Raw genomic sequence first — 24,462 nt, 5'->3', positions numbered from 1 at the left:
GTGCGGCTCTCACGAAGAGGCTTGCTGCGTGCGGGCCTTGCCACCGGCGCCGCCGGCGCGCTCGGCGGCCTGGCCTCCGCGTGCGCGGTACCGGCCGGTTCGACCGGCGACAACATGGTGCTGTGGTACTGGAACGGCGGCCTGAGCGAAACCGTCGTGAAGAACGCCAAGAAGCGGTACGGCCCCTCGGTCGACCTGAAGGCGATCCAGATCGGCGGCTACTACCGCTCGAAGCTGATCACCACCATGGCCGGCCAGGCCCATATCCCGGACATCGCGGGTCTCAAGGGCGAGGACATGGCGTCCTACCTGCCGAACGCGGACCAGTTCGTGGACCTGCGCACGCTCGGCGCCGACAAGCTCAAGAGCCAGTACCTGTCGTGGAAGTGGGACCAGGGGGTCGCCGACGACGGCACGATGGTGGGCTTCCCGATCGACTGCGGCCCGGTCGCGCACTACTACCAGCCGGCCGTCTTCGCGAAGGCGGGCCTCCCGTCCGAACCGGCCGACGTGTCCCGGGAGATCGCGACCTGGGAGCAGTTCTTCGCGGCCGGCGAGCAGCTGAAGAAGCGCATCCCCGGCACCTACCTCCTGACCGACATCACCAGCGTCTTCACGATGTCGATGAACCAGGGCACGAAGCAGTACGTCGACAAGGACCGCCACTTCATCGGCGACGAGGACCACGTCCGTACGGCGTGGGCGCGGGCGGTGGAGGCGAAGAAGCGCGGGATCGTCTCCAGCATCGTCAGCGGCACCCCGGACGCGCTGTCGGCGCAGGAGGACGGCAAGCTGCCGTCGAACCTGAACGCGTCCTGGTCGACCAGCGACCTCAAGCAGGGCGTCCCGAAGACGGCCGGCAAGTGGCGGGTGGCGAACTGTCCGGGCGGCCCCTCCAACATCGGCGGTTCGTTCCTGGCGATCACCAAGGAGTGCCGGGACCCGCAGAAGGCGTTCGAGATCATCACCTGGCTGCTGAACGCCGACAACCAGGCGCAGGGCTTCGTGGACGCGGGGCTCTTCCCGTCGACGCCCGCGTCGTACGGCATGAAGAAGCTGACCGAGCCCGACCCGTTCTTCGGCGGGCAGGTGACCATGGACGTCTTCGGTCCGGCCGCGCAGAAGATCCCGGTGGCCTACAACAGCCCGTTCGACATCGCGCTGGGCCAGCCCCTGAAGGACGAGATCAAGAACGTCGGCGTCCTCGGCAAGAACCCCGAGCAGGCCTGGAAGGACGCCATGAGCAAGTGCCGCCGGATCGCCAAGCACCTGGGGGTGAGCTACTGATGGCCACCGCCCTGGAGAAACCGCCCGTGATCGAGAGATCCGCGACCACCCAGCCGAAGAAGGGCTGGCGCAAGTACTGGCATCTGTACGCCGCGATCTCCCCCTTCTACCTGCTGTTCCTCGGCTTCGGCCTGATCCCGGTCGGGTTCTCGCTGTACGTGTCGTTCCACCGCTGGGACGGGCTCGGGTCGATGGAGTGGGCCGGGTTCGCGCAGTACCGGTATCTGCTGTCCGACACGGACTTCTGGAACTCGATCGGGAACACGATCATCATCTGGGCGCTCGCGACCTTCCCGATGATCTTCCTGGCGATGGTGACGGCCGTGATGCTGAACTCGGCCGTGCGGTTCAAGAACGTGTACCGGTTCGCGTACTTCCTGCCGAACGTGACGTCGGTGGTCGCGGTCGCGATCATCTTCGGGTCGGTGTTCTCCACCAACTTCGGCCTGATGAACGCCCTGTTGCAGGCGGTGGGGCTCGATCAGGTGGCGTGGCTGAACACGCCGTGGGGCATCAAGGTCGCTATCGCGACGCTGATGACCTGGCAGTGGACCGGCTACAACGCGATCATCTTCCTCGCCGGGCTCCAGACGATCCCGAGCGAGCTGTACGAGGCGGCGAAGGTCGACGGGGCGAACCCGTTCCAGACGTTCTTCCGGATCACGCTGCCGATGATGCGGCCGGTGCTGCTGTTCGTGCTGGTCGTCTCGACGGTGACCGGACTCCAGTCGTTCTCGGAGCCGCAGGTGCTGCTCCAGTCGTCCGCCAACGACTCGACGTACGCGGGCGGTCCGGGGCACTCGGGCCAGACGATGGTCCTCTACTTCTTCCAGCAGACCTTCGACAACAACGACTTCGGCTACGGCGCCGCCGTGGCGTGGGGCATCTTCCTCGTCGTCATCATCTTCTCGATCGTCAACTGGCGCCTGGTGCAGCGCCGGGGCGAAGACTAGGAGCCGCGCGCCATGTCTTCCAACAAGGGCATCAAGGGCTCCCGCAGGCGCGGTGTCGCGCTGCACGCCGTACTGGTCATCGGGCTGCTGCTGTCGGCGTTCCCGTTCTACTGGGCCGTCATCATGTCGACCCACACCTCGTCGGAGATCTTCTCCTACCCGCCGAAGCTGCTGCCGGGCTCGCACTTCGCGGAGAACGTCCGCAACCTGTTCGACGCGGTCGACTTCTTCGGGTCGATGTGGAACTCGCTGCTGGTCGCGACCAGCGTGACGGTGCTGGTGCTGTTCTTCGACTCGCTGGCCGCGTTCGTCTTCGCGAAGTTCCACTTCCCGGGCCGCAGGCTGCTGTTCGCGCTGCTGATGGTGATCTTCATGGTCCCGGCGCAGCTCGCGGCGATCCCGCAGTTCGTGATCATGGCGAAGCTGGGCTGGATCGGGTCGATGACGTCGCTGATCGTGCCGGCGGCGGCGAACGCGTTCGGCATCTTCTGGATGCGCCAGTACATGCAGGGCGCGATCCACGACGAGTTGCTCGACGCCTCCCGTATCGACGGCGCGAACTTCCTGCGCCAGTACTGGCACGTCGCCCTGCCGGTCGTCCGGCCGGGGCTCGCGTTCCTCGGGATCTTCACGTTCATGGGCCAGTGGAACGACTACGCCTGGCCGCTGATCGCGCTCACCAACCCGGACAACGTGACCCTCCAGGTGGCGCTGTCGCAGCTCAACGGCACGCACGGCACCACCGACTACGGCATGGTCATGACCGGCGCGCTGCTCGCGCTCGTCCCGCTGCTGATCGTGTTCGCGATCGGCGCCCGGCAGATCATCGGAGACCTCGCGAAGGGGGCCATCAAGTGATGGACCCGCTGTTCCTGCTCCGCCCCTGGGAGTCACCCGAGGTGACCTCCTGGGGGCGGTTGCCCATGTCCGCCGTCGACCGCCGCGCGGGCTCCCTTTCCCTGGACGGGGAATGGCGCTTCCAGCTGCTGCCCTCCCCGGACGCCGAGCTGGGCGGCGCCTGGTCCTCGCAGACCCTCCCGGGCGCGTGGACCCTCCAGAACACCGACGACCTGCCGGTCTACCTGAACGTCCGGATGCCGTTCCCCGACGTCCCGCCGTCCGTGCCCGCCGCGAACCCGACGGGCGTGTACGAGCGGGTCGTGGACGTCCCGGCCGACTGGACCGGCAAGCGCATCACCCTCCAGGTCGGCGCCGCCGAGAGCGTGCTCCTCGTCCACGTGGACGGCCGCCCGGTCGGCATCTCGAAGGACTCGCACCTCGCGGCGGACTTCGACATCACGGCGTTCGCGCGTCCCGGCGAGCGGATCCTCGTCCGCCTCACGGTCGTCAAGTGGTCGGACGCCTCGCACATCGAGGACCAGGACCACTGGTGGCACGCGGGCATCACGCGCTCCGTCCTCCTCCACGCCACCGACCCCCTGCACCTCGCCGACGTCGACGTGCGCGCATCCGCCGACGGTGCGCTGCGCGTCGACTGCGAGGTGCGGAACGCCGACGGCGAGCTGCCCGAGGGCTGGTACGTCACCGGCGAGCTGAACGGCGCCCTCCTCACCCAGGACGCCGAACTCGACCGGTTCAACGAGGAGGACGGCCGCGTCTCCGCCTTCCTCGGCGAGGTCCGCCTGAACCACCAGGTCGCGGACGTCCGCCCATGGACCGCCGAGACACCGGCCCTGTACGACCTCGCCGTCCGCCTGCACCGCGCCGACGGCTCCGTCGCCGACGTCTCCCGGCACCGGGTGGGGTTCCGGGACGTCGCGATCGTCGGCCGGGATCTGCTGGTCAACGGCGAGCGGGTGTTCCTGCGCGGCGTGAACCGGCACGACTTCCACCCGCTGACGGGGAGGACGGTGTCGTACGAGGACATGCGCGCCGACCTCGTCCTGCTGAAGCGGTTCAACTTCAACGCCGTCCGCACCTCCCACTACCCGAACGACCCGGCGTTCTACGACCTCGCCGACGAACTCGGCGTCTACGTGGTCGACGAGGCGAACGTCGAGTCGCACGACCACGCGCACGAGATCGCCGACGACCCGCGCTACCTGAACGCCTTCGTGGACCGCGTCTCGCGGATGGTGCTGCGCGACAAGAACCACCCCTCGGTGATCGTCTGGTCGCTGGGCAACGAGTCGGACTACGGGGCGAACCACGACGCGGCGGCCGGCTGGGTGCGTCGGCACGATCCGACTCGACCGGTTCAGTACGAGGGCGCCGCGAAGCTGGACTGGGCGGCCGCCTCGGACGCCTCCGACATCGCCTGCCCGATGTACGCCTCGCTGGACGAGGTCGTCGCGCACGCCCTCTCGGGGAAGCAGACGAAGCCGCTCATCTGGTGCGAGTACTCCCATGCGATGGGCAACAGCAACGGCACGCTCGCGGACCACTGGGCCGCCATCGAGTCAACGCCAGGACTTCAGGGCGGGTTCATCTGGGAGTTCTGGGACCACGGAATCCTCCAGCGTGTGAACGACGGACGACCGGCCGGGCGTGGGGGCGCCGGGCTCTACGAGAGCGGCGTCGCCGGACCCGGCCACCGCTGGGCGTACGGCGGTGACTTCGGCGAACCCGATCACGACGGGGCGTTCATCGCGGACGGCGTCGTCTTCCCGGACCGGACCCCGAAGCCGGTGATGTTCGAGCACCGGGAGATCGCGGCGCCGGTCCGGATCGCGCTCGACGGTGACGGGAACCTCGTGGTCTCCAACCACCAGCATTTCCGTGGCCTGGACTGGCTGACCGCCGAGTGGCGGCTCGCGCTCGCCGACGGCACCGACCTCGTCGCCGGGGCCGGACTGCCGGAACTCGCGCCGGGTGACTCCGGTGTCGTACCCGTGCCGTTCGCGCTGCCTCAGGACGGCGGTGAGGCGTGGCTGACCCTGCGGGTGAGCACGGCGGAGGACCTGCCGTGGGCGCCGGCGGGGACGGAGGTCTGCGTGCCGCAGGTGCGGCTGCGGGGGCCCTCGGCCGCCGGGGAACCGGTGGCGAAGGGCCGGGTCGACATCGACGACGACGGTCTGCTCGTCCACCCGCTGCTCACCTCGCCGCCGGTGCTGTCGCTGTGGCGGGCGCCGACCGACAACGACGAGCTGGGCGGCATCGCGTCGCGCTGGCGGGCGTGGGGGCTCGACCAGCTCGTGCGCGAGGTCGTGTCGGTGCAGCGGGACGGCGGGACCGTCATCGTGGACGCCGAGTACGCGGGCGCCACGGGTGTCGTACGGCACCGGCAGATCCTCACGCCGGTCGAGGGCGGCATCCACGTCGACGAGTCGGCGCAGGTGCCCGAGGCGTTCCACGATGTGGCACGGGTCGGGACGGTCTTCGAGACGGTCGCCGGGCTCGATCTGCTGGAGTGGTTCGGGCAGGGGCCCTGGGAGTCGTACCCGGACCGCGCGGCCGGCGCTCCCGTCGGCCATCACGCGCAGCCCGTCGACCGCCTGTTCACGCCCTACCTGCGCCCGCAGGAGAGCGGCGGCCGGCACGGCGTACGGCGTTTCACGCTGTCCGCTCCGGACGCCACCGGGCTGGCCGTCACCCTCGACGGTCCGCGTCAGGTCTCCGTCACGCGCCACCGCGCGGACGATCTGACGGCGGCCGCGCACCACGACGAACTCGTGCCGCGCGCGGGCTGCGTGGTGCACGTGGACGCGGCGCACCGGGGGCTCGGCACGGCGTCGTGCGGGCCCGACACCTTCCCCTCCTATCTGGTCGCGACGGGCTGCCATCACTGGAGCTGGACCCTGCGCGTGCTGTAACCACTCACTCCCATCTCTCATGCACCACCCGGAGCACCTGTGTGTACTTCGCATGCCCATGACTCTGCCGACGGCCAGCCCTGCGAGGCTCCCCAGGCCGGTGCCGGACGGCGCGGCTTCCTGCGGGCGACGGCGCTGCTCGGCGCCGCCGCGACGGCGGGGGTCGCGCTGCCGACCGCGTCTGCCGAGGCGGCGACTTCTTCCTGGCGGCCCGACGCGAGGAGCCGTCGGTTCACGCTTGCCGTGATGCCCGACACGCAGTACCTCTTCGACGGGCCCAGCATCGACGCGAAGCCCGTCGAGGCGTCCCTCAAGTACCTGCTGGAGCACGGGAAGGACGAGAACATCGTCTTCCTGTCGCACCTCGGCGACCTGACGCAGAACGGGGCTGCCGCCGAGTTCTCGGCGATCGGCGACGCGTTCAGGCTGCTTGACCGCAAGGGTGTCGGCTACAGCGTGCTGGCCGGGAACCACGACGTGAAGTCCTCGACGACCGACCAGCGCGGGGCCTCGCCCTACCTGGACGCGTTCGGGCCGAAGCGGTTCGCGTCCAAGTCCACGTTCGGCGGGGCGTCTTCGGACGGGTACAACACGTACCACCTGTTCAAGGCCGGGGGCCGGGAGTGGCTGGTCCTCGCGCTGGACTGGCGGCTGTCCGACAAGGGGTACGCGTGGGCGAAGAGCGTCCTCGCGCAGCACCCGAAGACGCCGGTCATCCTCACGACGCACGAACTCGTCGTGGAGGACGACCAGTTGTCGGCGTACGGGCAGCAGCTGTGGGACCAGCTGGTCAAGGACCACGACCAGATCTTCCTCACGCTGAACGGGCACTACTGGCCTGCCGGGCGGGCAACGCGCAAGAACAGTGCGGGGAATGACGTCCACCTGCATCTGACGAACTATCAGAACCGTTACTTCGGCGGCGCGGCGATGATCCGGCTGTACCGCTTCGACCTCGACCGCAACGTCATCGACGTCGAGACGGTGTCGCCGTGGATCCTCGGGCGGGCGAAGAAGGGGCTCAACGAGTTCGAGCGGCAGGAGATCGAACTCAGCGGTGACGCCGACCGGTTCAGCGTCGACATCGACTTCGCGGCGCGTTTCGAGGGCTTCGACCCGGCGCCGGTCCGGGCGGCGCGGCCCGCGTCCGAGATGCTCGTGCGGGGCACGGTCGCGTACTGGCGGTTCGACAAGGCGGCCGGCGGCACGGTCCGTGACCTGTCGGGGAAGGGCAACGACCTGACGACGGTGAGCGTCGCGGGCGGTTCCCTAGGCTGGTCCGCCGACCACCACCCCGACCAGCCGGGGCACGGAAGTCTGGAGTTCCAGGGCTTCAAGTCGCCGTTGAAGGGCGCCTACTTGAAGACGGTGGACTCGGCGCCGCTCAACAAGGCCACGTTCAGGAACGGTTACACCATCGAGGCGTTCTACCGGCTCCCCGCCGACTGGGACCCCTCGCACCACGCCTGGTCCGGGATCGTCAGCCGGACCGGCACGGGCGGCGCCGCGCACAAGACCGGGGACGACCCGGACGAGCCGCTCGCCACGCTCTCGCTGTCCAACGACCGCGAGCCGCAGTGGGCGATGCGCCCCCTCAACCAGGAGGGCATCGCCACCAACTGGGGCCAGCAGACGCCCCTGGAGACCTGGTGGCACGTCGCCGTCGTCAACGACGGGAAGCACACGACGCTGTACGTCGACGGCTGCCCCGTCGTGCGCAACCCCAAGGCCGTGTCGACCGGCATCACGTCCGTCGGGCTGCCGTGGCTGCTCGGGGGCTACGAGTACGCCGGGAAGATCGACCAGATCCTCCACGCGCGCCTCGGTGACGTACGGATCGTCGAACGGGCGCTGCCCGTCAGCCAGTTCATGAACCACTGACCCTCCCCGGAAAGCCTTACTCAGGAAGACCTGTCATGACCGAGCAGCAGCTCCCCACCTGGGCCGACCCCTCCGTCGCGCCCGCCGACCTCGATCCGCAGGGCGTCTCCCGGCGTGGACTCCTGCGCAGCGCGGGCCTGTTCGGGGCGGCGTTCGCGCTGTCCCCGGCGCTGGCGTCCCCGGCGTCCGCCACCAGCGGTAAGGGATACGGCGGCGAGGACCCGCGTCTCGCCTACCTCGTCGGCGACCATCACATCCACTCCGTGTACAGCCACGACGCGAAGTACACGTTCTCCCAACTCGCCAAGAAGGCAGCCGAGTTCGGGCTCGACTGGATGGTGTTCACCGAGCACTCCAACTTCGGGCACGCCGACTTCGGTGCCGCCCTGGAGCACAAGGAGATCCTCAAGGCCCGCCGGGAGAACCCGCGCCAGCTCATCTTCCAGGGCCTGGAGTGGTACATCCCGGCCGCCGAGCACTGCACGGTGTTCACGCCGCCCGGCCCCAACGAGGTCGACGTCCTGACCCGGTTCGAGAGCGCCTACGACGGCAAGCTCCTGGGCTACACGGACGGCGCTCCCGGCAACGCGAACACCGCGCGCAACGAGGCTCACGCCGTCAAGGCGCTCCAGTGGCTGGCCGAGCAGCGCCGTACCGGTTACGTGGACGACGTCCTCGTGCTGGCCAACCACCCGCTGCGCCTCGGGATCGACTCCCCGCACGAGCTGCGGGCCTGGCGCGACGCCGCCCCCGGGATCATGGTCGGCATGGAGGGGGCGCCGGGTGCTCAGGGCGCGGCGATCCCCGGCTGGCGCGGGGCGAACTCGATCCGGGGCGAGTACGAGAACGCGCCGTCGGCGAACTCCTTCGCGGGGTACCCGAAGGAGGCGTACCTGACGTACGGCGGTTTCGACTGGGCGACGGCGACCGTCGGGGGGCTCTGGGACTCGATGCTGGCAGAAGGCGGCCTGTTCTCGATCACCAGCAACTCCGACGCGCACCGCATCGTCTTCGACACGTGGAAGAACGGCGACTGGCCGGCCGGGCAGAACTTCGACAACACCGGCAAGCTGCCCGACCCGGTGAACACGGCGTCCCCGCAGCCCGGCAGCGACTTCTGGCCCGGCCAGTTCAGCCGTACGCACGTCGGTGTCACCCGTTACGGCTACCGCGCGGTCATGACCGGCCTGCGTGAGGGCCGGGTCTGGGCGGACCACGGCCACCTGATCGACGGCCTCGAAGTCCGCCTGAAGCGTCCGCACAGCCACGGCCGGGGTGTCACTCTCGGCGGCCGGCTCCGCGTCCGCAGGGGCGAGAAGCTCACCCTGGAGATCACGGTCACGACCGCCTCCCGGGTGAACCCGCACGGCATCCTCCCCAAGCTGGCCCACGTCGACGTCATCCGCGGCACGGTCACCGGCCCGGTCACCGACGCCGACACCTGGAAGGCCCCCGACACGCGGGTCGTCCGCACGAAGGACGTCTCCGGCCTGAAGGGCACCTACACCCTCCGTGTCCCGGTCGCGGTCGAGGACGACTCCTTCTACCTCCGCCTGCGCGGCAGCGACGGCAACCGGGGCGGCACGGGCTACCTGGGCGCCTCCGTCGACCCCCACGGCCCGGTCCCCCACGCCCCGGGCGACGGCGACCCGTGGACGGACACCTGGTTCTACGCGAACCCGATCTTCGTGGACGTGGTGCGCTGACCGGTGGCAGTCGTACGGTTGGCCGTGTGACCACGGAAGAATCGGTGCGGCCCCAGTCCCTGATGCTCACGTTCCTGGGCGATCAGGTGCTGGGGCGCGCTGTCTGTGTGTACTCCGGGAGTGTCATCGACGTGTTCGCGCGGGCCGGGGTCGGGGAGCAGGCGACGCGGTCGACGCTGACGCGGATGGTGAACCGGGGGCTGCTGCGCCGGCAGCGGGAGGGGCGGCGGATGTACTTCGGGCTGACCGCGCATTCGGAGGCCGTCCTGCGGGACGGTGAGCGGCGGGTGTGGCACACGGGGGCGGTCAACCGGCGGTGGGACGGGTCGTGGACGCTGCTGGGGTTCTCGCTGCCGGAGTCGTGGCAGCGGCAACGGCACGACCTGCGCTCGAAGCTGGCGTGGCACGGCTTCGGTCCGCTGTTCAGCGGGCTGTGGATCGCGCCGGGTGAGGTGGATGTCGCGGAGCTGGTCGCGGAGTTGGGGCTGTCGGCGCATGTGAAGGTGTTCCGGGCTCAGGCGGACGTGGGGACGGACATCGCGGCGATGATCGAGGAGACCTGGGAGCTGGGCGAACTGGCGTCCCGCTACGCGGCGTTCCGGGAGCGCTGGCAGCGCTGGGAGGGCGACCTCCCGTCGGCGGACGAGGCGCTGGCGGGCCGGCTCCTGCTCCAGACTGACTGGCTGAACATCATCCGCCGCGACCCCCGCCTCCCGGTCCGCCACCTTCCGCCGGACTGGCCGGCGGAGGGCGCGGAGAAGACGTTCCACCGAGTCCACGAACGCCTCACCCCCCTCGCGGAGGAGGCGGCGAGCCGCCTCATCGACCTGGTACCGGCCCGGAGTTGACGTCGTCTCCCGGCCTGAGCCGGCCCCCGAAAAGGCCAACACCGGCGCACACCCGGATGATCTGGGTCACCATGGGAGATGACCGCAGCGTGTACCGCAGTGGGGAGCCGGTGTCACATCCCCGGCCGGATCAGCGCGCGTGCCAGGCGGCGGGCGCCCGGCCGGGGATGTGGCGCCGGCTCCGAGGTGGCTTCCCTTCCAGAAAGGGCCGCGGATGCGTACCGAGGTGTTCACGGGGGACGGCAGACGGCTCGCGGTGGAGATCGCGGGGGATCCGCGCGGTTTCCCGGTCTTCCTGCTGCACGGCACGCCCGGCAGCCGGATCGGCCCGGCGCCCCGCCCGATGCTGCTGTACCACCAGCGGGTCCGCCTGATCACCTACGACCGTCCGGGGTACGGCAGTTCGGACCGGCTGCCGGGCCGCTCGGTCGCGCATGTCGCCGAGGACGTCGCGGCGATCGCGGACGCGCTCGGCGTGGAGCGGTTCGCGGTGGCCGGCCGCTCGGGCGGCGGCCCGCACGCTCTTGCCTGCGCGGCCCTGCTGCCGGGCCGGGTGACGCGCGTCGCGGTCCTGGTGAGCCTGGCTCCGCGCGACGCGGCGGGCCTGGACTGGTTCGCGGGGATGGCCGCGTCGAACGTCCACGAGTACGCGCAGGCCCTCGTCGGCCCGGACCGGCTCGCCGCGAGCCTGCGCGAACGCTCCCTGGCGATCCGCGCCGACCCCCGCAAGCTGCTGTCCCAACTGCGCTGGGAGCTCACGGAGTCGGACCTGAGGGTGATCGCGGACGCCGGGATCCGGGACATGCTCGTCCGCAGCTACGCCGAGGCGCTCAGCGTGTCGGCGGACGGCTGGGTCGACGACGCCCTGTCGTTCTGCTCGCCGTGGGGTTTCGACCTGGACGCGATCTCCGTGCCGGTCCTGCTGTGGCACGGCGAGCAGGACGTGTTCGCCCCGGCCAGCCACACCCGCTGGCTGGCGGAGCACATCCCGGGCCGTACGGTCGTGGTGCATCCGCGGGCGGCGCACTTCGCGGCGCTGCGGGTGCTGCCGGACATCGTGACGTGGCTGTCGGGCGGCCCCAGTTGGCTGGCCCCCGAGCCCGCCTGACGGACCGTCACACCAGGGGCGGTTCCAGGTCCCGGTGGATCCGCTTGCCCTCGCGCACGCTCACCGTGTGCGGATGCGCCTCGCCGAGGAGCCGCTCCAGGTCGGCCTGCGCGCTCTCCTGGAGCTGGTCGGCCTCGGGGATGCGCCGCAGGGCCCGCAGGGTGACGGACAGGTTGGCGCGGGAGACGATCGTGTCGGGGTGCTTGTAGCCCAGCGCCTTCTGGAACCCGGTGACGGCGAGCCGCTCCAGCTCCTCCGAGCGGTGCAGTTCCTCCAGTTCGGCGAGGGTGTTGGCGAGGTTGACCGCGCAGGCCAGGGTGTAGGGGTGGGCGTCGCCGAGGACGTCGTGCAGGGTGGCGCGGTTGCGTTCGAGCAGGGCCCGCGCCTCGTCGATGCGGCCCGCGCCGCGCAGGAAGATCCCGCAGTTGTTGAGGGCGGCCAGGGTCGCCGGATGCCGTTCGCCGGGGGCGATGCGGTACTGCCGGACGATGTCCTGGGTGAGGGTGAGCGCCTCCTCGCGGGCCCCGGTGGCGTACAGGTCGGTCGCGTAGTTGAGGGTGCAGTCGAGGACGTCGGGGGTGGTCGTGGGGGTCTCGCGCATCCGGTAGTGCTCGCGGGTCTGGTGGGTGAGGGCGCGGGCCTCGTCGACGAGCCCGGCCTTGCGCAGGGACACGGCGAGGCTCTTGGCGCTGCGCAGGGTGTCGGGGTACAGCTCGCCGAAGAGTTCCGTGTACGCGGTGTGGCTGCCGCGCAGCAGGGAGATCGAGGCGTCGTACTCGCCGGTCTCGCGCAGGTCGCGGCCGAGGTTGGTGACGCTGATCAGGGTGTGGGGGTGTTTGGCGCCGAGGTCGTTGCGGCGCCGGTCGTAGATCTCCTGGTCGACGTCGCGGGCCTCGTTGTAGCGGCCGAGCAGGCGCAGGCAGACGGCGCGGTTGTTGTTGGAGCTGAGGGTGCGGGGGTGGTCCTCGCCGAAGCTCTCCTTGAAGCCGAGGTATGCCTCGGCGGCCATCTGGAGGGCTTCGGAGAAGCGGCCGATGGAGCCGAGGTCGGTGGCGAGGCCGCTGGCGGTCATGAGGATGTGCGGGTGGTCGGGGGCGAGCAGGGAGCGCTGCTGGGCGAGGATCTCGGAGCCGAGCTGTTCGGCTTCGACGTACTTGCCGAAGGAGCGCAGCACGTTGGCGATGTGGAAGCGCAGGTGGAGGAGCTGGATGCGGAGGTTGGTGAGGTAGAGGCGTTCCTCGGCGAGGGTGCGCGGGGGCCGTCCGCCGGACTGCGGGGGGAGGCGGTGGGCGTCCTCGGGCTGCTGGGAGAAGGCGTCGATGCGGGCCTGGGAGTCCGCCAGTTTCTCTTCCCACAGTTCGCGCAGGTTCTCCGCGAAGGTGGTGGCGGCGGGGAGTTCGCCGCGCTTCCAGAGGTAGCGGACGCGGTCGATGAGGAGCTGGCGGGTCTCGGGGTCGTCGCAGATGCTGGCCTCGGACGCGTCGAGGTGCGGCCAGATCGCGGCGAAGGTGGGCTGGTTCTCGGGGTCGTCGATGGGTTCCTCGCCGGAGGGGCGGGCGCCGGCGAGGATGCGGTGGACGACGTGCTGGGCCTCCAGCTGCTCGGTGGGGGTGAGCTGGGAGCGGATGACGGCCTGGACGAGGCGGTGGACCTGGATGGTGGACTGCTGGGAGCGGTCGACCTTGGCGAGCGCGAACCGGCCGATCTCGCGGATGACGCGGCCGAGGACCATCTTCTCCTGGAGGGAGGGGTCCTCGGCGGCGAGGACGCGGATCATCTCGTCGCCGTAGAGGAGTTTCATGGAGATGGGTTCGGCGGCGAAGAACGCGCACAGCTGCAGGAGGCGTACGGCGGCCGGGGAGCGTTCCTTGAGGCGTTCGATGGAGACGTTCCAGGTGGCGGCGACGGGCTGCGGGTAGCCGGCGGGCTGGCTGAGGGACAGGACGTGTTCGGCCTGCCGGTCGAGTTCGAGGAGGTAGTCGTCGACGGGGGTGGCGGTCTCGGCGAGCCAGGCGCCGGCCTGTTCGAGGGCGAGGGGCAGGTCGCCGACGGCCGCGGCGACCCGGTCGGCGTCGTCGGTGCTGAGGTCGGGGGCGCGGCGCAGGAGGTGTTCGACGCTCTCCTCGCGCAGGAAGGGGTCGATCTCCAGGGCTTCGCCGTACTGGAGCCAGGTGTGGTTGCGGGAGGTGATCAGGACGTGTCCGCTGCCGCCGGGCAGCAGATGGCTGACCTCCTGGGGTTCGTCGGCGTTGTCGAAGACGAGCAGCCAGCGCAGCGCGGGCCCGGACTGCCTGAGGTGGTCGCGGACCTCCTGGGCGACCTGGGAGGCGTCCTCCCCGCCGCGCAGGCCGAGCCGGGGGGCGAGGTCGGCGAGCGCGGAGACGACGAACTCGCTGCGCTCGGAGGAGATCCACCAGACGAGGTCGTAGTCGGCGGCGAACCGGTGGACGTACTCCAGGGCGATCTGGGTCTTGCCGACGCCGCCGAGGCCGTAGAGGGCGTACGCGGCGCTGCGGCCGCCGGTGCCGCTGGCGCCGAGGAGGTCGCGCAGCTTCTCCAGCAGGGCGCTGCGGCCGGTGAAGGAGGAGTTGCGGGGGGTGACGTTCCAGAAGCGGGGCTGGGTGTCGGGGAAGCGGGCGGCGGAGGTGGTGACGGTGTCGTCGGCGAGGTCGGCGGGCAGCGGGGGTTTGCCGAGGGCGCGCAGCAGGGCGGTCGCCGCGTTCTTCTCGTTGGTGCGGACGATGTCGACGCTGGGCCAGTCGGTGAACGCGGGCGCGGGCCGGATGTCGCCGACGCGGACGGCGAGGACCTGGCGGCGGCCGGTGGGGTCGTTGCCGGTGGCGGTCTCCCAGACGTGGCGGGCGCGCGCGGAGCGCTGGTAGGCCGGGGAGAGGACGACGACGGTGCGGTCGGCGGGTTTGTCGGCGCCGTCGCCGTCGCCGCCCGCGTACTTGGGGATCACCCGGAAGCCGGCGCGGGAGAGCAGGACGGCGATCCACTCGGCCCACATGCGGTCCTCGGAGACGTAGCTGAGGTGCAGGTCGGCGGGGAGGGCGGCGCGGGTGCGGACGAACTTGCGTTTCACGCCGAGGCGTTGTTCCTCGTCCATGCGGGGCAGCGCGGTGACGGCCTGCGCGGAGATGACGGCGGTGAGGCGTTCGAACGCGGCGAGCAGGGAGATCGGGTTGCCGGCCTCGTCGGCGAAGGTCGCGAGGGTCTCCTCGTACGCGTAGTAGGGCCGGTAGGGGACCTCGACGGACAGCCAGTAGGTGGTGAGCTGGTCGTCGGTGAGTCCGGCGGGCCAGCCGTCGAACTTGGCGCGGGCGAGCATGCGGCCGGCGTCCGCCTTCTCCTTCTCGCCCTCGTCGATGCGCATGGGGACGGGCAGGATGCGGATGTTGCGGGGGCGGAAGCGTTCGCCGATGTCGCGGGCGACGGCCGCCGCGCCGTCGATGGACTGGTCGCTGAGGGTGAAGCAGTCGACGAGGACGTCGGGCAGGTGGGCGGTGCAGATGTCGGCGATGTCGGAGAGGCCGGTGCGGCTGTCGATGAGGACGTAGTCGTAGTTGGCGCGCATGTCGTCGCGCAGGGCGTCGAAGAAGAGGCCGCCGCCGAGGCGGTCGTAGAAGTTGTCCCAGTCGAAGGTGGCGACGATCGCCGAGTAGTCGCGGTTCTGGCGGCCGGCGGTGACCAGGTCGAGGGTGCCGGGTTCGGGGAAGGGCCAGTCGACGGAGACGGCGTGGCGCTGGACGCGGGCGTAGTCGCGGTGCCAGTCGGCGGGGCGGCCCTCGCCGTCGTCGTCGGTGGCGGCCCAGGCGTACTCGGTGAGCAGGTCGATGACGCCGGTCGTGGCGCCGACGGTGGCGGGGTCGAGGAAGGGGTGGAAGAAGCGGTGCAGGCCGGGCGCCTCCAGGTCCCAGTCGACGGCGAGGACGCGTTTGCCGTTGGCGGCGAGGATCCAGGCGACGTTGGCGAGGGCCATGGTGCGCCCGGTGCCGCCCTTGTACGAGTAGAACGTCACGATGCGGCCTGCGCGGCCGCCCTGTTCGTCGAGGCTGCTCATCGCGGTCCCTCCTCCTCGGCACGACGGCGGTCGGGCGGCGCCGGAGGGCTGCCCTGGATTCCTTGGTGGCCCGGGCCGGTCCGCCCGCCCGCGCCGCCCAGCCGGAAGCGCTGCGGGCCCTCACCGGGCGGGACGCGGGCGGGGGCCCGTCTGAGGTACTCGGTGGCCGCCCAGTGCACGACGCGCGGGAGCTGGCGGCTGAAGGTGGCCTGGTCGGGGCCGAGGACCGGCGGGCGGCCGGCCTGCCGCTGGCGGCGGGTGCGCCGGGGCAGCGCGGCCTCGACCTCGGCGGCGACGCTGCGGCCGTCCGCCTCGTCGTCGCGGTCGGCGCCGTTCCACGGCACGACGACCCCGGTCGCGGGCCGGTCGGCGGCGTCGAACTCGCCCAGCCGGGCGAGGTGTCCGGGGTCGCGCAGCAGCCACCGGTCGAGGAGGAGCAGTTCGGGCCCGTCGGCGGGCGCCCCGCGGTGGTCGAACTCCCGTACGTCCGGCTGGAAGTCGAGGCGTTCGGCGATGTCGGAGGCCAGCTTGCCGAGCGGGTAGGGCGATACGGGGTGGTAGGGCCGCCAGTCGAGGGGGCTGCTGCCGTAGTAGGCGGGGTCGCGGCCCTCGGGGAGCCCGGCGCGGGAGGCGGCGGCGACGCTGATGCGCAGCCGGCGCCGGGTGGTGGGCCGGGGCTGCGGCTGGGCGGGGCGCGGGGTGTCGGTGTGCGCGAACGCGTCGTGCGCGGCTTGCAGGCTGTGCCGGTCGTCGTCGCCGTGCGGGACGGCGACGCTCTCCCCGGCGGCGACGATCCGGTGGGCGAGCTTGAGGACGTCCTTCTCGTAGTCGCTGCGGAAGGAGCGCAGTTTGGCGAGCCCGTAGAGGCCGAACTCCCGGTAGCGTTCGGTGTGTTCGTGTTCGGGGTGGGGGACGTCGCGGGCGCAGGCCGGCAGCCGCCGCTCGGGCACGGGCGCCCACAGCGCGGGCACCACGGCGGCGGGCAGGGAGCCGGGGCGGCGGCCGAACACGGTCCACTCCCGGCCGCACCAGGGGCTGATGAAGTAGCGGGGCGAGTACAGCGGCACGAAGACCCGGCACTGGGCGAGGGAGCGGGCGAGTTCGTCGCTCAGGGCCTGACCGGCGCGCATCGACCGGTCCATGTATCCGGCGCCGCCGGCGGGGACGGTGGTGAGGTTGAGGACGACGTCGCACAGGTCGCGGAAGAGCCGGTGCACCCACAGGTCCGGGTCGGCCCGGTCGGACTCGCCGCGCGGCACATGGGCGTAACTCAGGAAGAAGTACGGCCCATTGGCCTCGGCCCCCACGGGTTCCGTAGGCTGCACACGCTCCCCCGATCCCCGTGCCCCACCCGGACACTCAGTGTAGGGAGTGGGCCTCGTCTTGTGACGGGTCTGTGAAAACCCCTTGGCGGCGATTTCCGGCCAGCCAGGTCCTGGCGTAGGCGACGGCCCGGTCGAGCGGGAAGAGCGCCGCCTCCCCGTTCCCGACGGTCCCGCGCCGCACGACCCCGGTGTCGGCCTCGAACGCGGCCCCCAGCTCCCCGAAGTCCCGGTCGTCGTGGGCGGCGTCCCGGTAGCTCACCCACGTCCGCACGCCCCCGCGCCGCACCACGCACCCGTACGTCCGCCACGGCATCCCCGGCACCCGGTACTCGCCGAGGTGGAAGGCGCTGCACACGTCGAACCCCACGCCGAGCAGCAGGACTTGGGCCCTGGCCTCCTCCAGCCGGGCGAGCGGCGAGCGCTCCCCGAGGTGGCACTCCTCGTCGTGCCCGGCCATCAGCTCCCGGGCCCGCGCGCCGAGCGCCGCGAAGGAGGTCTGGGGATGCGCGCTGCGTACGGCCCGCGCCGAGCGCCGGACGGCTTCCGCGAGCCGCCCCATGTCCTGCGAGGCGGTCCGCCCGGGGTCGAACGCGGGCATGGTAGCCCGGTGCCGGGCGATCTGCTCCCGCGTCATGTCGAGGGTGTCCCAGCGGTACGCCGGTGAGGTGTCGGAGTTGTGGGCGGTGAACGTCGGGACGACGACGGTGCCCCGGGGTCCGACGGCGTCGAGGAGCGCCCCGAGGACGGTGCCGGGGGCGACGCCGACCCGGCGCAGCGAGGCGTGCACCAGGAGGGTGGCCCCGGGCCGGACGCCCAGCCGGGCGAACTCGGCGCTCACCGGGTCCGCCCGATGCCGTCGACGAACCTGCGGCCGAGGGGCGTGAGTCCGGGAGCGCCGGTCAACTCCTTGAGGTACGCGTCGGCTTGGGAGGTGCCGAGGAGGGCGTCGGTGGCGGCCGCGGCGTACGTGTCGGCGAGGAGGGCGCCGACGGCCGGGGCCGCCTCGTCGTACAGTTCGCAGGCGTCGAGCAGGGCGTCCAGGATGCCGAGCCGGAAGCCCCGCACCAACTGGGCGGCCACCTGGGCCGGTTCGTCGTCGAGGCGGGCGCCGAGGGCGGCGAGGCCGGCTCCGGCGGCCCGGGGCGGTGCGGCGAGGGGGACGACGGCGCGGACCTCGGCGGCCATCGCGGCGGCGGTGCCGGGCAGGGCCCGGTCGATCAACTCCCAGGACTTGTCGAGGACTTGCTCCCAGCGGACGGCCTCGTCGGGGGTGAGGCCGGGGTGGAGGGGTGCGTCGAAGCAGTCGCGGTGGGGGTCGTGGTCATCGAGGGCGACGGTGAGGCCGCCGCAGCGCAGCCGCCGGGCGGGGGCGGCTCCCACGAGGGCGGCGAGGTGGTCCGGGGAGGCGGTGCCGTCGAGGCAGGCCAGGATCCAGGGGCGGGTGTAGGGGTGGGCCAGGACGGCGGCCAGGGTGTCCGGGTCGGCGGCCCGCCGCCAGGCGTCCGGCCACAACGGGCCTGCGGGGTACGGGAGTTCGCCCCTGCCGGCCCGTTCGCCGAGTTCCCTGAGCAGGTCCAGGGTGACCGCCGTGCGGGCCTCGGCGAGGGCGTGGACGGCGGTGCCGTCGTCGGTGCCGTCGGCGAGGGCGTCGAAGCCGGGGACGGGGCGGGTGGCGTCCGCGCCGGTGCGGGCGGCGAGCCCGTCGACGAGTTCCCTCAAGTCGGCGCAGAACACGGAGGGGTTGGCGAAGCCGGTGCCGTCGGAGCGGTAGCGGTGCGCGAGGAGGCCGCCGCCGCAGGAGCGGACGACCGGACAGGCCCGGCACTGCTCGCAGAGCCCGGCGAGGCCCTGGCGCCGGGCGGCCATGCCGGGGTGGCGGGAGACGTCGTCGAAGGAGTGCCGTCCGACGTCCTGGCCGGTCCCGGGGGCGCCGTCGTACGCGGTCTTGAGGGAGTCGGCCTGTTCGTAGCTGCCGTCGGTCTCGATCACGACGAGGTCGGCGCCGTCGAGGCCCATCGCCTCGGTGTGGCTCGGGCCGCCGCCGAGGGTGCTGACCACGGAGTCGAACAGCCGCACCGGCATCGGGCGGCCCCGCTCGCTCCAGCGGGCGTGCACCGCGAGCAGCCAGTCGGCGTAGGGGGTCGCGCGGCCCTCGGGGCGGTGGGGCGGGGTGTCCCAGGTGGCGTGCGGGAGGAGGAAGTCGATGCGGGGCGGGGCGAGTTCGGCGAGGGCGTCGAAGACCGCGACCGGGTCGTTGCGGACGTCGACCGTGCACAGGATCCCGGCATAGAGGTGGCGGTGCTCGTTCAGCAGGGCGAGCGCCGCGAGGGCCTGGTCGTGGCTGCTGCGGCCGTCGCGGTAGAGCCGGAAGCGGTCGTTCGCGGCGCGGTCACCGTCGAGGGAGACGCCCACGCGGACGCCGTACTCGGTGAACAGGTCGAGGTGACGGGGCGTCAACCGGACGCCGTTGGTGTGGATCCTGAGGTCCAGCTCGGCGACTCCCCGTAACGCGCGGGTGAGTTGCTCGCAGACGTACCGCAGGCGGGGGATTCCGGCGAGCAGCGGCTCGCCTCCGTGGAGGATGACCTGGACGGAGGCGAGCCGGTGCGCCGTCGCGTGTTCCGCGAGCCGCCGGGCGACCTGGGTGACGGTCTCCTCGGCGATCACCCTGGGCTTGACCGACCAGCTGGTGTCCGCGTGCTCGTACACGTAGCAGTGACGGCAGGCGAGGTCGCACCGGCTGTGCACCTTCAGCACGAGCTGGCGCAGCGGGGCGACGGGGTCGGTCATGGGGTGGCGGTCAGATGGAGGACTGGAAGGTGATCCCCGCTCCCTTGGCGGACCGGGTGGAGCCGAGGGCCCGGCGCACCCCCCGGGCGTTCCTGGGGTCGGTGGGAGCGTCGAGGCGGGGTGCGGCGGCGACCATCGGCCGGACGGCCGTTGATGCAGTGGTTCTCGCTGGAATGGTCACGGTGTCGTTCCTAGGGGCGGGCCATTATGGGGCCACAGCCTAACCTCATCAAGACCGCGTCGGGCGCCCGGGAAGACTCCATTTACGCTCAACGGATTACGATCCGAGGAACCTCAGGACCCCCTGGAGGACCGCCGCCGGTTTCGCGCCCCCTTCGATCTCGATGGTGCCGTCCACGGTGATCTGCACGCCCCCCGCCACGTCCTCGACCCCTGCCAGCCGCGCGGCGAGCCGGATCCGCGAACCGACCTTCACGGGCGAGGGGAAACGCACCTTGTTCAGGCCGTAGTTGACCTTGGTGGCGACCCCTTCCACCTCCAACAGCCCGGAGAACAAGGGTATGAAGAGTGACAGGGTCAGATAGCCGTGCGCGATGGGCGCCCCGAAGGGCCCTGCGGCGGCCTTCTCCACGTCGACGTGGATCCACTGGTGGTCCCCGGTCGCGTCGGCGAACGTGTCGATGCTCCGCTGCGTCACCTCGATCCACTCGCTGGTCCCGAGGTCGCTCCCGGCGAGCTTCTTGAGTTCGTCGAGGCCGTTGACGGTGATGGTCATGACGTTCCTTCACTGTTGCCGGTACGGTCGCCGAAGCGCTTGCGCACCCGGGACTTGAGGAGTTTTCCGGAGGCGGTGCGCGGGAGTTCGTCCGCGAGCACCACGGACCGGGGGATCTTGTACTTGGCGAGCCGCCCCGCGAGCCCCGCGAGGATGGCGTCGGGATCGGGCCGGGCCCCTTCGCGGGGCACGACGACCGCGCGGGGCACCTCGCCCCACTTCTCGTCGGCGACCCCGATGACCGCGCACTCGGCGACGCCGGGGTGCGCGAGGATCAGGTCCTCGATCTCGGCGGGGTAGATGTTCTCCCCACCGGAGATGATCATGTCCTTGATCCGGTCGACGATGTGGACGTACCCGTCCTCGTCGACCCGGGCCGCGTCCCCGCTGCGGAACCAGCCGTCGGTGAAGGAGGCCGCGCTCTCCTCGGGCAACCCCCAGTAGCCGGGCATGACATGGGGCCCGCGCACCACGACCTCCCCGGTCTCCCCCACCTCGACCGGCATCAGGTCGGGACGGACGACGCGTACGTCGCTGAAGAAGTGCGGCACGCCCGCCGAACCGGCCTTGCTGACCGCGTGTTCGGCGTCGAGGAAGAGCGTCCCGGGCGACGCCTCGGTCATCCCGTACCCCTGGAGGAAGGTCAGGCCCCGCTCCTGATAGGCCGCGATGAGCGGGGTCGGCACGGGTGAGCCGCCGCAGGTGAGCAGCCGCAGGGAGCTCAAGTCGGCGTCGGGCCAGCCCGGGTGACGGGCCATCAGGTCGAACATGGTCGGCACGCCGAACATGAACGTGATCCGGTGCCGGGCGACCAGCCCGAAGGTCGCGTCGGGGTCGAACGCCTCGACCAGGACGCAGGCGCCGCCCTTGAGGAGGACCGGCAGCGTCAGCATGTTGAGGCCCGCCGTGTGGAACAACGGGGCGGAGACCAGGGCCCGTTCGTCGGCGATCAGGTCGGTGTCGACGAGGACGTTCAGGGCGTTCCAGGTGAGGTTGCCGTGGGTGAGCATGGCGCCCTTGGGGCGTCCGGTGGTCCCCGAGGTGTACATGATGACGCAGGTGTCGTCGGGACCGACGGGTTCGTCGATGGGTTCGAACGGCGCCTGGTCCAGGGCCTGTTCGTACTCCTCGCCGACTTCGAGGTAGGTGCGGACGTCGGTGCTGCCGGGGAGCCCGGCGACGAGACCGGCGTGCGAGGGCGCGTAGATCAACGTCTTCGCGCCGGAGTCGGCGAGCTGGTAGGCGATCTCCGGGCCCGCGAGGCGGGTGTTGAGCGGGACGAAGACCGCGCCGAGCGTGCCGGCCGCGAACAGGGCCTCCAGGTAGGAGGGGTGGTTCGGGCCGAGGTAGGCGAGGCGGTCGCCGCGTCTGAGGCCCCGGGCGCGCAGGGCGTGGGCGAGGCGGGTGGTGCGGTCGTGCAGGGCGGCGTACGTGTACTCGGTGCCGCCGTGGACCAGGGCGGTGCGGTGCGGGGTCTTCCGGGCCCGGCGGGCGGGCCAGGAGCCCAGTCCCTCGTTGCGCATCTGCGGCCCCTCTAGATCGTCAGCAGGCGGGCGGCGTTCTCTTTCAGGATCTTCGGCCTGACCTCGTCCTTGATCGGCAGCTTCGCGAAGTCGGCGAGCCAGCGGTCGGGGGTGAGGACGGGGAAGTCGGAGCCGAAGAGGACCTTGTCCTTGAGCAAGGTGTTGGCGTACTGCACGAGCTGCGGCGGGAAGTACTTCGGCGACCAGCCCGAGAGGTCGATGTGGACGCCGGGTTTGTGGGTGGCGACCGCGAGCGCCTCGTCCTGCCAGGGGAAGGAGGGGTGCGCGAGGATGATCTTCAGGTCGGGGAAGTCGGCGGAGACGTCGTCGACGTGCAGCGGGTTCGAGTATTTCAGGCGGATGCCGCCCCCGCCCGGGACGCCCGCGCCGATGCCGGTCTGGCCGGTGTGGAAGAGCGCGACACAGCCGTACCCCTCGATCACCTCGTACAGGTCGTACGCGACGGCGCGGTCGTTGGGGAAGAAGCCCTGGATGCTGGGGTGGAACTTGAACCCCTTCACCCCGTACTCCTCGATCAGCCGCCGGGCCTGCTTCACGCCCGCCTTGCCCCGGAACGGGTCGATCGACGCGAAGGGGATCAGGACGTCGGCGTTCGCGGCGGCGGCCTCGGCGACCTCCTCGTTGGGGACGGGCGCGGTGCCGGTCGCGGACTCGGCGTCGACCGTGAAGATCACGGCGGCCATGTTGCGTTCGCGGTAGTAGGCGGCCGTCTCCTCGATCGTCGGCTTGCGCTTGCCCTCGACCTTGAAATAGGCGGAGGAGGCGTCGTGCAGGTCGTCGTCGAGGGAGGAGTGGCCCTTGGAGGAGACCTCGGCGTGGGTGTGGACGTCGATCGCGTCGAGGGAGGCGACGTCCATGACGGGACCGGGCGCCGCCATCACGCCTCCCCCAGCTTCGGCGCCGGGATGCCCACCGTCTCCGGTACCGCGCCGACCGACGTCCCCCACGCCTCCGCGAGCGTCTCGGGCGTCCAGCCCCCGTCCGCGTACGCCGCCCGCACCTCCTGCGGATGCGACCACAGCGTCACCTTGTCGCCGCCGATCCCGATCGCCTGCCCGGTGATCCCGCGGGCAGCGTCGGAGGCGAGGAACGGCACGAGGGCCGCGCAGTCCTCGGGCGTCCCGAACCCCTCGCCCTTGCGGAGGATCCCGGGCAGCGGCTCCCCGCGCCTCATCGCCTCGATGTACGGCGCGAACGCGGGGATCGTCTCGGTCATGGCGGTCGCGGCGACGGGCACGATCGCGTTGACGGTGATGTTCGCGCGGGCCAGCTCCATCGACCAGGTCCGGGCGAACGCGGCGATGCCCGCCTTGGCCGCCGCGTAGTTGGTCTGCCCGAAGTTGCCGCGCTGCCCGGCGGGCGAGCCGACGAGGATCAGCGTCCCGCCCTCGCCGCGCTCGCGCATGTGGACGGCGGCGGCACGGGCGCAGGTGAAGGTGCCGCGCAGATGCGTGGAGATCACCGCGTCGAAGTCGTCGTCGGTCATCTTCCACAGCACCTTGTCGCGCAGGATCCCGGCGTTGGTGACCAGCACGTCGAGCCGCCCGAACGCCTCGACGGCCCGCCCCACGATCCGGTCGGCGGCCTCGCCGGTCCCGACGGGCACCACCTCGGCGACGGCGGTGCCGCCCGCTTCGGTGATCGCCTTCACCGCGCTCCCGGCGGCCTCCTCGTCCACGTCGTTGACCACCACGGACGCGCCGTGGGCGGCCAGCGCCCGGGCATAGGCGAGTCCGAGGCCGCGGCCGGCGCCGGTGACGACGGCGGCCTTGCCGGTGAGATCGATAGGAGGCACGGAGGAGTCCCTTCGGTAGAGGTCGGTGGGGACGACGTAAAAATAGAAGCTAAGAGCAATGATTGTTGTCGTCAATAGTTGTTGCCGACCCACAGATGCCTCATGCTGGAATCCTTACGACGACCCACCCCGGCCCACCCCGCCCGCCGCCGACCGAAGGAGCCCGCCATCACCAGCCGGCACGACACCGCGACCCCCGCCCCCATCGACGCCGACGAGCCATGGATGCGCGGGCTGCACGCCGACACGGGCTACCTGCTGTACCGGCTCGGCCTGCGCTCGGGCCAGTTGTTCAACACGTTCCTCCAGGAGTCGGGGCTGCGCCTGCGCCACTACGCGATGCTGCGCTACCTCGCGGGCTGCGAGGGCGCCCTCCAGCGGGAGTTGAGCGCCCGCCTCGGCTACGACCCGAGCGCGATCGTCGGCCTGGTCGACGACCTGGAGCGGCTGACGTTCGCCGAGCGCCGCCCCTCCCCCGACGACCGGCGCAGCCGCACCGTCGTGCTCACGGAGGCGGGCCGCGCGTTCCTGCGCGACACCGACGAGGCGGGCCTCAGGGTCACCAACGAGCTGACGGGGCCGCTGACCGCGGCCGAGCGCGAGGTGCTGCACGGGCTGCTGCTGCGGGTGGCCGGGGACGACCTCGGCTGACA

18 protein-coding genes are annotated in these 24,462 nt (G+C 71.4%); 9 read left to right on the top strand and 9 right to left on the bottom strand.

Translation table 11 applies throughout. The features are described 5' to 3' along the window. The 8 genes from ACLZOT_RS24590 to ACLZOT_RS24555 all read left to right on the top strand — a co-directional run bounded on the left by ACLZOT_RS24590 (window position 1) and on the right by ACLZOT_RS24555 (window position 11,556). Window positions 1-1,287, top strand: a complete 1,287-nt coding sequence (locus tag ACLZOT_RS24590; RefSeq protein ID WP_416971216.1) for an extracellular solute-binding protein — start codon at window positions 1-3, stop codon at window positions 1,285-1,287. Further along, entirely contained in the window at window positions 1,287-2,240 is a 954-nt protein-coding gene (locus ACLZOT_RS24585; protein WP_416971215.1) for a carbohydrate ABC transporter permease, read from the top strand. Before ACLZOT_RS24590 ends, ACLZOT_RS24585 begins: the two co-directional genes overlap by 1 nt. A gap of 12 nt (window positions 2,241-2,252) precedes the next feature. Next, window positions 2,253-3,098, top strand: a complete 846-nt coding sequence (locus ACLZOT_RS24580; protein ID WP_416971214.1) for a carbohydrate ABC transporter permease — start codon at window positions 2,253-2,255, stop codon at window positions 3,096-3,098. After that, window positions 3,098-6,013, top strand: coding sequence for a glycoside hydrolase family 2 TIM barrel-domain containing protein (locus tag ACLZOT_RS24575; protein WP_416971213.1), 2,916 nt, complete (start codon window positions 3,098-3,100; stop codon window positions 6,011-6,013). The genes ACLZOT_RS24580 and ACLZOT_RS24575 overlap by 1 nt, the downstream gene beginning before the upstream one ends. A gap of 39 nt (window positions 6,014-6,052) precedes the next feature. Beyond that, the gene (locus ACLZOT_RS24570; protein WP_416971212.1) at window positions 6,053-7,894 is read left to right on the top strand and encodes a LamG-like jellyroll fold domain-containing protein; all 1,842 of its coding nucleotides are present in this window, start codon (window positions 6,053-6,055) and stop codon (window positions 7,892-7,894) included. Window positions 7,895-7,929: 35 nt separating this feature from the next. Further along, window positions 7,930-9,600 carry a PHP domain-containing protein gene (locus ACLZOT_RS24565; RefSeq protein WP_416971211.1) on the top strand — a complete coding sequence of 557 codons (1,671 nt, stop codon included), beginning with the start codon at window positions 7,930-7,932 and terminating at the stop codon, window positions 9,598-9,600. Window positions 9,601-9,626: 26 nt separating this feature from the next. Further along, the gene (locus ACLZOT_RS24560) at window positions 9,627-10,448 is read left to right on the top strand and encodes a PaaX family transcriptional regulator C-terminal domain-containing protein (RefSeq protein ID WP_416971210.1); all 822 of its coding nucleotides are present in this window, start codon (window positions 9,627-9,629) and stop codon (window positions 10,446-10,448) included. Window positions 10,449-10,662: 214 nt separating this feature from the next. After that, window positions 10,663-11,556 carry an alpha/beta fold hydrolase gene (locus ACLZOT_RS24555; protein ID WP_416971209.1) on the top strand — a complete coding sequence of 298 codons (894 nt, stop codon included), beginning with the start codon at window positions 10,663-10,665 and terminating at the stop codon, window positions 11,554-11,556. Between the two features lie 7 nt (window positions 11,557-11,563). On the opposite strand, the gene fxsT is transcribed toward ACLZOT_RS24555, so the two are convergent. The 9 genes from fxsT to ACLZOT_RS24510 form a co-directional block, all read right to left on the bottom strand. Beyond that, window positions 11,564-15,619, bottom strand: coding sequence for an FxSxx-COOH system tetratricopeptide repeat protein (gene fxsT, locus ACLZOT_RS24550; protein ID WP_416971208.1), 4,056 nt, complete (start codon window positions 15,617-15,619; stop codon window positions 11,564-11,566). After that, a complete protein-coding gene (locus ACLZOT_RS24545) occupies window positions 15,616-16,944 on the bottom strand; it encodes a TIR-like protein FxsC (RefSeq protein WP_416971207.1) in 1,329 nt (442 codons plus the stop codon). Before ACLZOT_RS24545 ends, fxsT begins: the two co-directional genes overlap by 4 nt. Before the next feature lie 34 nt (window positions 16,945-16,978). Beyond that, entirely contained in the window at window positions 16,979-17,782 is an 804-nt protein-coding gene (locus tag ACLZOT_RS24540; protein WP_416971206.1) for an aminoglycoside N(3)-acetyltransferase, read from the bottom strand. After that, window positions 17,779-19,734, bottom strand: a complete 1,956-nt coding sequence (locus ACLZOT_RS24535; protein WP_416971205.1) for an FxsB family cyclophane-forming radical SAM/SPASM peptide maturase — start codon at window positions 19,732-19,734, stop codon at window positions 17,779-17,781. Before ACLZOT_RS24535 ends, ACLZOT_RS24540 begins: the two co-directional genes overlap by 4 nt. Window positions 19,735-19,744: 10 nt before the next feature. Further along, a complete protein-coding gene (locus ACLZOT_RS24530) occupies window positions 19,745-19,915 on the bottom strand; it encodes a hypothetical protein (protein WP_416971204.1) in 171 nt (56 codons plus the stop codon). A gap of 96 nt (window positions 19,916-20,011) precedes the next feature. Continuing rightward, a complete protein-coding gene (locus ACLZOT_RS24525) occupies window positions 20,012-20,470 on the bottom strand; it encodes a MaoC family dehydratase (RefSeq protein WP_416971203.1) in 459 nt (152 codons plus the stop codon). Beyond that, on the bottom strand, window positions 20,467-21,993 hold the full coding sequence (locus tag ACLZOT_RS24520; protein ID WP_416971202.1) for an acyl-CoA synthetase: 1,527 nt from the start codon (window positions 21,991-21,993) through the stop codon (window positions 20,467-20,469). Before ACLZOT_RS24520 ends, ACLZOT_RS24525 begins: the two co-directional genes overlap by 4 nt. Window positions 21,994-22,004: 11 nt before the next feature. Then, window positions 22,005-22,871, bottom strand: a complete 867-nt coding sequence (locus ACLZOT_RS24515; protein WP_416971347.1) for an amidohydrolase family protein — start codon at window positions 22,869-22,871, stop codon at window positions 22,005-22,007. Between the two features lie 20 nt (window positions 22,872-22,891). Next, window positions 22,892-23,809, bottom strand: coding sequence for an SDR family NAD(P)-dependent oxidoreductase (locus tag ACLZOT_RS24510; protein WP_416971201.1), 918 nt, complete (start codon window positions 23,807-23,809; stop codon window positions 22,892-22,894). A gap of 225 nt (window positions 23,810-24,034) precedes the next feature. Between ACLZOT_RS24510 and ACLZOT_RS24505 the strand changes: the two genes are divergently transcribed. Next, window positions 24,035-24,460: a MarR family winged helix-turn-helix transcriptional regulator gene (locus tag ACLZOT_RS24505; RefSeq protein WP_416971346.1), complete on the top strand. Its 426-nt coding sequence runs from the start codon at window positions 24,035-24,037 to the stop codon at window positions 24,458-24,460. Window positions 24,461-24,462 lie beyond the last annotated feature (2 nt).

This window comes from Streptomyces sp. 4F14 (assembly GCF_048159485.1).
In the GTDB taxonomy this organism is placed as follows: domain Bacteria; phylum Actinomycetota; class Actinomycetes; order Streptomycetales; family Streptomycetaceae; genus Streptomyces.
Note: the sequence above shows the minus strand (reverse complement) of the source record. Positions and strands in the feature narration are given on the sequence as shown.